Source organism: Klebsiella sp. K5-45, from assembly GCF_030128605.1.
In the GTDB taxonomy this organism is placed as follows: Bacteria; Pseudomonadota; Gammaproteobacteria; order Enterobacterales; family Enterobacteriaceae; genus Klebsiella; species Klebsiella quasipneumoniae.
The window spans coordinates 1-6347 of sequence record NZ_JAKUZW010000034.1 but is presented as its reverse complement, the minus strand read 5'-3'; the positions used below and the strand labels follow the sequence as shown (position 1 = coordinate 6347).

The following is a 6347-nucleotide window of genomic DNA, read 5'->3' as shown; positions in this document are numbered from 1 at the left end:
GCCCATGGTTCAACTTAGTTGATACGCGGTAAAAGCCCTTCGGGGCTTTTTTACGCCGGCCATTTAACATAAAGCCCTGATTATGCGCACCGCTAAAACGGCCTCAGGGCGTTTCTGACGGGAAACCTGTAAAATGGGCAATAAACCACCCGAAAACCCGCCAGAAACGCGCAGCTGCTGTTTTTACGTCATGCATGAGTATGCGAGCAAGTGCATAGCGCGGAAATTCAGTTCGTTTAGCCAGGGTGACGTCTGTTTCCGACGTTCTTCACCTCCGAAAACGGTGAACGGGGACGCAATTTATTGCGTCCCCGTGAAGCGTTGCCGGCGCAGCCGAAAAACAGGTTTTCAGCACCTTCAGGAATCGGGTTCGTCGACAGCCGGCAATGACGTTATGGCAAGTCGCCGGACGACTTACCACACGATTCACCGGCGATTCGAATCGTGAATTGAATCAAGAATCACCATGAACAAAAAACATCCAAAATGATGAATTGAATCAAGAGTCAATTCATCATAACAATATGATAATAAAGCGTGATTCACATATGAATCGTGGGTAATTCGTCAGCGATTCACCATAGAGTCATCAACGAATTGGATTCACCTTACAGAAGGTAAGTTCACGTAATTTAAAATAGATAACCAATTGAAATTAAATGGCTATCAGCAAAATTTTAATTTTGCGTAGTGTGTGGGTATTTTTAGTGGTGAGGAGCGTTTAGAGATCTGGCGATTTTTGGGAAGGTTCAGGAACTCCCTGGAATGGGCGGAGAGAAAAATTGAATCATGTGCGTATTCTGGCGAAGATGAACGGTTACCGACAGCAGAACTGAGAAACTGCGTTCACATTGGGACAGAATACGCACCAGCAATCAGGAGCGAGCTTAACCATATTTTTCCGGTCTTCCCCCTGCTACACTCCTTCACACACACGCATAAACACAGGGAGGCTTCCCCATGAGTAATACCTCACACTACGAAAATGCAAACTTTCTGCGGGAACTGGCCGAAAGCCTGCCTCGGATACTGCCCGCCGGTGGTGCAGATAAAGCCGCACTGCTGCAACGTCTGGCTAATGAGGAACTGGCCCAGGCGGAGTATGAGGAACAGGTTCGTGCCAAAGTCACCGCTGCTCGCGCTGACACACGCCCGGGTATGACCACCGAACAACTCCGCCAGCGGCTGCATGGCCGTTATCGGGAAGTCCGCGATGCCGTATGACGTGGAATGGAAACAGGGGGCTATCGAGGACGTTACAACACTGTTTGGCTATATCGCGGAAAATTCATCGCTGTGGGATGCCCGAAACGTCACGGAGCGTATCCTCGCTGCAGCAGACAAGCTCTCCGATTACCCCAGACTTTACGAAGTGGACTCGCGATATGGCGATGACGTTCGCCGGCTCAGTCTGATGGGACAGCATGTTCTCTATGAGGTTGATGATCAGGCCAGGAAAGTCCGGGTTCTAGCCGTTGTGGGACAACGGCAGAATCCGCATTTAGTGCGCTGAGTAACCTGTCACAGTGTGCAATTTATTACTTGCCCGTCACTATTAGGCAAGCGCGTCGACGTATCCTCCACTTCCCCCCTGTTCAACCAGGTTTAAGTCCAGTCGTGTGATGTTTTCAACTGTTTACGAACTCCATTAACTGCATCTATCATGGGGTTAATTTAAACAGACAGGGAAGCTCCATGATGTGTATCAGGCCACTCACTCTCATTCTTCCATTGCTGCTGACCGCCTGCTCCGGCTCACAGACCAGCGTTGAACGAAATGCCAGCCATGCTGCATCCGCTATTGAGCGCATGCATTTCGACCCTAATACCCGCATGCAAAGGGCCGACAGTATCACAGCCCTGAAACCCATGATGCAGCAACTCTACGACCAGGGGAAAAAAGACAGAACCGATGGTCTAACGCCTGCTCAGGCTCAGAAGCGGGTGGAAAGCTTCAGCTGCCCTGACGTCCTGTCCGGTGGACAGAAAACGCGGATCCTTGGCAAAGAGTACGATGCTGATAACCCCGAAAAGCAGCGTCAAATTCTCCTGGAAGCAGGAATATCTTCATACTGGGACGGCTATAATGGGCGTTCTTAGTTCATCGAAAATAATTATGCCGGGAAACGCCATAAAAGGGGTTTCCTGTACCTCATCAGGGATGAACAGAGAAATATGCTCATGCACATCAGACCACTACCAGCTCTCTTACTCGTTCTTCCACTTCTTATGACAGCATGTAATGGCAGTCACACCTTAAAGATGGATGCCCGTGCCACACCTGCCAACACAAAACCAGCGGAAGTTGACGATCTTTTAGGTGATCTTCAATCCACTACAGTGATTCCGGAACAATCCAGAATAAGTACATACGCACGCCAGGTACAAAAGGCCATAGCTGCGCAGATGAACGAACCAAACGCATATGCAGGAAAAAATTGCGTGATCAATATCTCTCTTCAGCCTGATGGCTCAGTGAATGATGCAACAGCAAAAGAGGGTGACGAAAGGCTCTGCAAAGCTGCTATTTCAGCTATTACACGAGCAAAAATACCTGCTGCACCCGATGAAAAGACTTATCAGATGCTCAAAAACGCAACTATCGATTTCAGACTATAGAAACAGCCACCGTAATTTCAAAAGCGGTGAACGGGGACGCAATTTATTGCGTGGCCGCGAAACGTTGCCGGCGCAGCCGGAAAACAGGTTTCAGCACCTTCAGGAATCCAGTTCATAACAGCCGGCACTGACGAATGGCAAGTCACCGGACGACTTACCACACGATTCACCCGCGACTCTACTCTAGAGTCGTGCCTAGAGTCGCCATGGTCACAAATCAACCAAACGGGGAGTCGTGTCTAGAGTCGGTTCGATGTTAACTCTCTGATTTTATAGTACTGAGTCATTACCGACTCTATGACGACTCCCCGGGGACTCTATGACGACTCGTCATAGAGTCTGATCTATGTAAATAAAATTTAAAAAACGAAATTTCAAACTATTAATTAATTGATTTTAAATAGAAATCAGCAAAATTTTAATTTTGCGTGGGGTGTGGGTATTTTTCGTTGTGAGGAGCGTTCAGAGATCTGGCAATTTTTGGGAAGGTTCAGGAACTCCCCGGAATGGCCGGAGAGCAAAACGGAAGCATGACGCGATCAGGATTTTTTCCAGAATTTCCACCACGGCGCCGGAGCGTCAGTTAATTTTGCCTGGTGGTTTTCAAGAAGGAGCATCGCCTGTTTCAGGCTGTCAATGTGCGAATCCTTGGATAAAAGCAAGGTGTTCAGGTGTTCAACCTCCTGTTTTAGGTGACGAATGACCTGTTCACTCTGGTCAGCAGGGGCTGTATCACGCTGTTCAGAGACCTGTCCAGAATGGTGTTCGCCCTTCGGTTGCTCAAAGGGGCCAAAAACGCGTAAAAGCTCTGAGGTATCGACCATTTTTGCATTTCTTTCACCGTTACAAGTGGACAGTTCACCTGTTTTAATTAACCTGTGCAGTGTTGTCCGGCTCTTACCCGTTAGCCGGGCAGCCTCACTAATAGACACTCGGGCCATCAGTTATCATCCTGTAATGCATCCAGTCTCGAGGACAGTGTACGGAAAAGATGCTCAGCATCATCATGGAGTTTCTCACAAAGGTCAGCCTCAGCATCAAGATCAAGCTCGTTAAGCTTCTCCAGCAGGAGCAGGGACTGATTCTGGATGAACTTAGCCATGTTCAGCGCCGTTTTCTGTTGTTTCGTCATAAAGGGCCTCAGAGCGTCAGTGCTCAGTGTAAAACCGGTCTCTTTTCCGCTTCCTCGCTCACTCAGTCGCTACGCTCCTGCCGTTCGGCTGCGGCGAGCGGTAGAGGCTCATGCGTAAGAACACAAAGCAACAGAGCCAATAGCCGCGGAAAGCAAACAAAGGCCACGCCGTTGCCGTTTTTCCATAGGCTCCGCCCCCCTGACAAGCATCACAGAAACAGACGCTCAAATCAGTGGTGGCGAAACCCGACAGGACTTTAAAGATACCAGGCGTTTCCACCCGGTGGCTCCCTCGTGCGCTCTCCTGTTCCTGCCTTTCGGTTTACCGGTGTCATTCCGCTGTTATGGCCGCGTTTATCTCATTCCACGCCTGACACTCAGTTCCGGGAAGGCAGTTCGCTCCAAGCTGGACTGTGTGCACGAACCCCCCGTTCAGTCCGACTGCTGCGCCTTATCCGGTAACTATCGTCTTGAGTCCAACCCGGTAAGACATGCAAAAGCGCCACTGGCAGCAGCCACTGGTAACAGGTTCGCAGAGCAAAGAAGTCTTGATGAGTGAGGCTAACAAAGGCTACACTGATAAAACGAATTTGGTTTCTGTGCTCTGCGAAAGCCAGTTACCTCGGTTCAGAAACTTGCCGGTTTCTGCTCCTTCGAGAAAACCACCTTGCCGGGTGGTTTTTTCGTTTACAGAGCAAGAGATTACGATGATCAATAAAGGATCACAAGAAGATCCTTTACTAAGAACTAGCACCACTTATCGTAGAAGACGTTGAGGGCGCCACAGACCCGCCTTGAACATCCCTGATATAGTTTGCCTGGCATGATACTAACAATGCCACTGCAACAAATAATAAAATAATTCGGCAACGCATAAGAAACCACCAAAATTAGCAGCAAAGAAAGTTAATTATTATTAAAATAAAATATCATATCCATAGATAACAACCCATAATTCTTAACCACCGCTGGGTATTTAAAATTATCATCCTTGTCAATTACTGACACCAACTTATTATTAAGCTCACGACAAGGTTTCAGACCATTATCAGCCAACTGTTCAAGCGCAAACACCTGAGTTAATATAGGATCTGATGGAGCGGTATTCCCAGTTGTTATTGATATTTTACAAACAGCCCCATCATATTTAATCATATCATTACCATTAAAAAACCCAGAAACCTTCTTCTGAATTTTATTTTGATATTTTATCATGGCTTCAATTACAGCTTTAGGGTTGTCGTTTTCATATCCCCCCCCCCCCTTACCAAAACTCTCTAAATACTTCCTAATCTCAGCTGACGTATCAGTTTCATACACCGTAGATTTCGGAGCAAAATAAACCTTAACATCAGCAGATGCTTCACCAACACAAAATAAAAATAAAAAACAAAAACAAAAACAAAAAGACAAAAAACGTATCATAACTTAACCTCATAGAAGACATTAAATTCATCATAGTCTATAAGCTTAAAAAATTACTTATGACTTGCTCCCATCCTAATAGATAGGAGCAACAAATTTATACTACTATCGATTATACCGCAACTGATCGTAAGTATCTTTATTCCTTTTATCACCCCTTTGATTTAGGGTTCTATGGCTCTCATCAGCTGCTGTATTCCAATCACCACGATTTACCGCATCATTAAAATTAACGAAGACTTCCTTAAGCGTTGGTACACCAAGGTTGAATCCCATGTCTACTAATGCGGTTTTTCGTGGATCAGAGAAATCATTATAACCAGGGTAAAGGCTGCGTAATCCAGTCTCTGTAGTTTGAACATCTTTAATACACTGACCGATTACATCTGCATTCGAAAGGTGAATACTCTGCTGTTCTTTTGGGTTTTTCTTATAAGCGTTATATGCGGCAGCTATATCACTTTTAGATACTGCAACCTCACTTTCCATATCATCACCATGTAAACGAACAACTTTAGTTCGGCTAAATGGCAATGCTTGAGCCATTTGAGCAGATCCAAGATAATGTCCAATACCGATGGTGATGTTCCCCTTGCTATCTCTATACATGGTATTGATAGAACCTTCGTGGTCCTTCAAGTTATTTAAACACATGGACATGTACCGACCGTTGTAATCCTTTGTTGTTGAAACATCAACCCATGTATTAGCTGTTAACCCGGTAAAACCACTTCCTGCAGCCCCGCCTGAACCACCACCACCATTATAAGTACTAGTATTACCATCATAGCTATGGATAGTCCCGTAAGGAGTATCATGATCATGCCAACCTGGACCTTTATTAGAATCTTCAATACCCACTTAAATTACCTCTCTGACGTATAGATTAATAAAAAAACAACTGTATAAACATACAGTGCTGAGGTTACATATTATCACCCACCCTGTCAATAACAGGTCTTTAGTTTATTTTAAAATAAGCAAAGTTTTATTAAACCCATTCTTTATAAATAAAATTGACTATTTTTTATTTTTTATAAATCAGCCCATGGTTCAACTTAGTTGATACGCGGTAAAAGCCCTTCGGGGCTTTTTTACGCCGGCCATTTAACATAAAGCCCTGATTATGCGCACCGCTAAAACGGCCTCAGGGCGTTTCTGACGGGAAACC

The 6347-nt window shown here is 45.8% G+C and carries 9 protein-coding genes; 4 read left to right on the top strand and 5 right to left on the bottom strand.

What is annotated here, in order from left to right:
• Nucleotides 1-960 precede the first annotated feature (960 nt).
• The 4 genes from MKS11_RS26985 (at nucleotide 961) to tolA (ending at nucleotide 2619) form a co-directional block, all read left to right on the top strand.
• Nucleotides 961-1224 (top strand): hypothetical protein, encoded by a 264-nt coding sequence (locus MKS11_RS26985; RefSeq protein WP_044347895.1) that lies wholly within the window; start codon nucleotides 961-963, stop codon nucleotides 1222-1224.
• Nucleotides 1214-1513 (top strand): type II toxin-antitoxin system RelE/ParE family toxin, encoded by a 300-nt coding sequence (locus tag MKS11_RS26980; protein ID WP_044347893.1) that lies wholly within the window; start codon nucleotides 1214-1216, stop codon nucleotides 1511-1513. The genes MKS11_RS26985 and MKS11_RS26980 overlap by 11 nt, the downstream gene beginning before the upstream one ends.
• Before the next feature lie 182 nt (nucleotides 1514-1695).
• Complete coding sequence (locus tag MKS11_RS26975; RefSeq protein WP_044347891.1) at nucleotides 1696-2100, top strand: Exc2 family lipoprotein; 405 nt, start codon at nucleotides 1696-1698, stop codon at nucleotides 2098-2100.
• Nucleotides 2101-2181: 81 nt separating this feature from the next.
• Nucleotides 2182-2619, top strand: a complete 438-nt coding sequence (gene tolA / locus MKS11_RS26970) for a cell envelope integrity protein TolA (protein ID WP_044347900.1) — start codon at nucleotides 2182-2184, stop codon at nucleotides 2617-2619.
• 539 nt (nucleotides 2620-3158) lie between these two features.
• Here tolA and MKS11_RS26965 read toward each other — a convergent pair.
• From MKS11_RS26965 to MKS11_RS26945, 5 genes are all read right to left on the bottom strand, one after another.
• Nucleotides 3159-3560, bottom strand: coding sequence for an AlpA family transcriptional regulator (locus MKS11_RS26965; RefSeq protein ID WP_044347889.1), 402 nt, complete (start codon nucleotides 3558-3560; stop codon nucleotides 3159-3161).
• Nucleotides 3560-3751, bottom strand: a complete 192-nt coding sequence (locus MKS11_RS26960) for a Rop family plasmid primer RNA-binding protein (RefSeq protein WP_044347887.1) — start codon at nucleotides 3749-3751, stop codon at nucleotides 3560-3562. The genes MKS11_RS26965 and MKS11_RS26960 overlap by 1 nt, the downstream gene beginning before the upstream one ends.
• A 740-nt stretch (nucleotides 3752-4491) precedes the next feature.
• Nucleotides 4492-4626, bottom strand: coding sequence for a colicin release lysis protein (locus MKS11_RS26955; RefSeq protein WP_071891505.1), 135 nt, complete (start codon nucleotides 4624-4626; stop codon nucleotides 4492-4494).
• Nucleotides 4627-4657: 31 nt separating this feature from the next.
• The gene (locus MKS11_RS26950) at nucleotides 4658-5176 is read right to left on the bottom strand and encodes a hypothetical protein (protein ID WP_128335106.1); all 519 of its coding nucleotides are present in this window, start codon (nucleotides 5174-5176) and stop codon (nucleotides 4658-4660) included.
• A 105-nt stretch (nucleotides 5177-5281) separates the two neighbouring features.
• Complete coding sequence (locus tag MKS11_RS26945) at nucleotides 5282-6037, bottom strand: glycoside hydrolase family protein (RefSeq protein WP_094955594.1); 756 nt, start codon at nucleotides 6035-6037, stop codon at nucleotides 5282-5284.
• Between the last annotated feature and the right edge of the window lie 310 nt (nucleotides 6038-6347).

Bases quoted from the DNA above. Each gene is read 5' to 3' on its own strand.
- MKS11_RS26975 (WP_044347891.1), top strand. From the start codon at position 1,696: ATGATGTGTATCAGGCCACTCACTCTCATTCTTCCATTGCTGCTGACC.
- MKS11_RS26955 (WP_071891505.1), bottom strand. From the start codon at position 4,626: ATGCGTTGCCGAATTATTTTATTATTTGTTGCAGTGGCATTGTTAGTA.
- tolA (WP_044347900.1), top strand. From the start codon at position 2,182: ATGCACATCAGACCACTACCAGCTCTCTTACTCGTTCTTCCACTTCTT.
- MKS11_RS26965 (WP_044347889.1), bottom strand. From the start codon at position 3,560: ATGGCCCGAGTGTCTATTAGTGAGGCTGCCCGGCTAACGGGTAAGAGC.
- MKS11_RS26980 (WP_044347893.1), top strand. From the start codon at position 1,214: ATGCCGTATGACGTGGAATGGAAACAGGGGGCTATCGAGGACGTTACA.
- MKS11_RS26960 (WP_044347887.1), bottom strand. From the start codon at position 3,751: ATGACGAAACAACAGAAAACGGCGCTGAACATGGCTAAGTTCATCCAG.
- MKS11_RS26985 (WP_044347895.1), top strand. From the start codon at position 961: ATGAGTAATACCTCACACTACGAAAATGCAAACTTTCTGCGGGAACTG.
- MKS11_RS26950 (WP_128335106.1), bottom strand. From the start codon at position 5,176: ATGATACGTTTTTTGTCTTTTTGTTTTTGTTTTTGTTTTTTATTTTTA.